Source organism: Mariniflexile sp. AS56 (assembly GCF_030552475.1).
Classification (GTDB): Bacteria; Bacteroidota; Bacteroidia; order Flavobacteriales; family Flavobacteriaceae; genus Mariniflexile.
This window is the reverse complement of the sequence record NZ_JAUPED010000046.1, coordinates 1-2,947: the sequence shown is the minus strand read 5'-3', so window position 1 is coordinate 2,947 and position 2,947 is coordinate 1. Positions and strand designations below refer to the sequence as shown.

At 31.6% G+C, this 2,947-nt stretch carries 3 protein-coding genes; all 3 read left to right on the top strand.

Annotated features, from left to right (window positions below; all coding sequences use genetic code 11):
• Positions 1-88 precede the first annotated feature (88 nt).
• Entirely contained in the window at positions 89-985 is an 897-nt protein-coding gene (locus Q5N74_RS18885) for a hypothetical protein (RefSeq protein WP_304390553.1), read from the top strand.
• Positions 986-1,170: 185 nt separating this feature from the next.
• Positions 1,171-1,839 carry a hypothetical protein gene (locus Q5N74_RS18880; RefSeq protein WP_304390552.1) on the top strand — a complete coding sequence of 223 codons (669 nt, stop codon included), beginning with the start codon at positions 1,171-1,173 and terminating at the stop codon, positions 1,837-1,839.
• A 2-nt stretch (positions 1,840-1,841) separates the two neighbouring features.
• Positions 1,842-2,852 (top strand): pyridoxal-phosphate dependent enzyme, encoded by a 1,011-nt coding sequence (locus Q5N74_RS18875; RefSeq protein ID WP_304390551.1) that lies wholly within the window; start codon positions 1,842-1,844, stop codon positions 2,850-2,852.
• Positions 2,853-2,947 lie beyond the last annotated feature (95 nt).

The following is a 2,947-nucleotide window of genomic DNA, read 5'->3' as shown; positions in this document are numbered from 1 at the left end:
CATACAGCTAATTCAAAAAACTGTATTTTAGTAGAAATATATAAAATTGCAGTAGGTTATTAGACAGACTGACGTTGGGCATAATTAAATGAAGAAACTAAAAATTAAAATACCATCACTTCTGACAGTTGAGATAGTTACTCTTCTTGCTAGCGTTTGTCTGATATTTTACACTAATTCAAAACTTAATTACAACAACGGAAATCCGATAAAAAATGCTAATAATAATATTTCATTTTTGGAAAAAACGGAGTACGATAAGGAAGTAACCGATTACCTTTCAATACAACATAATTGTGGAGAAATAATGAAAGTAAGTATGTTTTTGCGCCCCTCGTTTGAAACAGATAATAAGGGATACATTGATACTGATTTAAAAATTGCTCCTTTCGAACAGAAAGAATATCCATGTAAACAAATTGCAATTAACTTCCCTAGTGAACTAGAAGAAATATCATATTTAATAGGGAATACATATTATCCGTTAGAAAATAATGAAAGACCAGATTGGTTAACTGAAAAAGATATTTATATCGATAGTATAAATGCTCCAAAGTTTCAAGGTGAGCTATCATTCAAATGGAAAAATTCAATAGTAGATGTAGGAAAGTTTGAATTTGGAGTAGTCATCCCAATAGCTTTTTTACAAAACGAATTTGAAGAAATTTCAACTTCTCATATGACTTATTTGATTCAGATTCAAACACCTAGCCCATATAAATTAATCAGCTATAACTACCCTCTAGATGATGCTCCAAAAATACATCCGCAAGGTGAAATAAATACTTTTAGAATTGGCCCGATGTTTAGTGCTGAACCTTTGATTTTAAGGTATGAAAACACAAATACAATACAAGAAAAATCATCAAATAGTATTTTTTGGTCAACACTATTTGGTTTATGGATTGGGTTAGCTGTTCAGGCTTTCTTCGCTATTATCAAGGAACTATTGAATAAGAAAAAAACTATGCCCAACAATGTATAAAAATAATAGCGGTTTAATCTCTAAAACGAAATTAAGTAAATATAAAAAAGGTCTTTGTTTAACCGAAAAGTTAGCGTTTCAAAATCCGCTACTATTCTTATACTATGCCGTTATGTGCAATTTGAGATAACCAAATCAAATTGTTGATATAATTAAAATTTGCACCCTTAATTAACTCTAAATTAATGATAAAAAAAGATACATCCGTTGGTGAGGAAATAGAGCAAGACGATATTTCAATAAACCGAGAAATAGTTACTAGACAACCTGCTTTAGATTTATCGGCTGCCGAAATAGCCTATTTTGAGCAAACTAGACGAGAGTGTGATGTCGAGAAAACACAGAAAGATCGTGCGCTTCAATATGCTTTTTTAGTTACTGGCGGAACAAGTGTTTTTGGATTAACAAATCTTGAATCTACTTCTGTTCAGGCAGCGTGGTCTTCTTTACTGTTAGGCTTTTCTCTTTTAATTATTGTAACTGCTTTAATGAGTTGGAGAAGACAAAAACTTAGGGCACAAGGATATAGATGGGTCGTTTTATATAGCTTAATAAAATCAGGAACGATTAAGGAAGGGGCTTGGATAAGTTTGGAATCTATAATTATCAATGGAATAAAAAAGAACATTCACGGGAAGGATGATCGTTTGTTTACGTTTGGGCTTTCATTACCTATATTATCCCTGATTTTATGGCATTCATATAACTTATGTGTCACTAATTCTCAATACCTAGCCTTAATTATAACGGCAGCTAGTCTTGGTCTATTTATATGGTCAATGTTCAGACATTCTAAGCGAACTGAAGTTGAATACGGAATAGGAGAGATTATTAAAAAAATTGAAAATATATAGTTATGCTTATATCTAAAAATAGAGAACTCATATACTCTCAGCTTATATCAGAATCTAGTAACACTCCATTACTAGATATAATAAAGGAATCCATTCCAAATAATAATCGTATACTGCTAAAAATAGAATACGCCAATCCCGTAGGCAGCATACATATGAGAGTCTACCCATATGTTTTCAAACAAGCTGAAGAATTAGGTTTTTTGAAACCAAATCTAACTCCTGTTATTGAAGCAAGTTTAGGAAATGCCGCAGCCGCATTCGTATATTGTGCTAATATTCTTGGATATAATAAGCCATTTCTTCCAAAAGTAATTGTCCCTGAAAATATTAGTGCAGAAAGACTTAAGCTGCTTAAAAATCTAGGTGCAGATGTCATTTTTTCCCCATCGGAACTTTACAATATAGGTTATGTAAATATTCTAGAAAACAAAATAAATCTCGCAAAAGAAAAATGGATTAATAATTTAAAAATTGAGCCTGGGCGATTATACCCTGTAACCAAAACGCGTAAAAATGCCAGATTGGCATATTTTAATCTTGTAGATGAAGTTTTCGAAGAATGTAAAAGACTTAAAATAGAATTTGTTGATTATTTTGTTGGTATTGTTGGCTCTGGAACTAGTATAAGCGGAATAAGCGAAAGACTGAAAGAATTGAATCCTAATTCCCTTACTATTGCTTCGGAGACAGCCGAATTCCCAAATACTACATCATTATTAAATTCAGGAAAACCATTGCCATTAGAAAAGGTTCCTAAAAATTTCCCTCCTTTAACTGCGATTGGAGTGCCCTTAGAAAAATTAAATTTACGCACAGATTTAATTGATAAAATTGTTCCATATGAGCTTAATGAACTAGATAGAATTACAGACGAAATTTTTAAAAAACATAAAATTCAAATAGGTAAATCGACTGCCGGTGCTATATCATCAGCTCTTACGCTTTCTAAGCAAATAAAAAATAAATGTATTCTAGTGTGCGCATATGATGAACGTAAAAAATGGAATTAAAAAAAGCACATAACAATGGTAATCGTTGCACAAGCCTATTATAAAATACAAAACTATAATTCAAAACCGTCTTTTAAGGCGGTTTTCATTTTTAC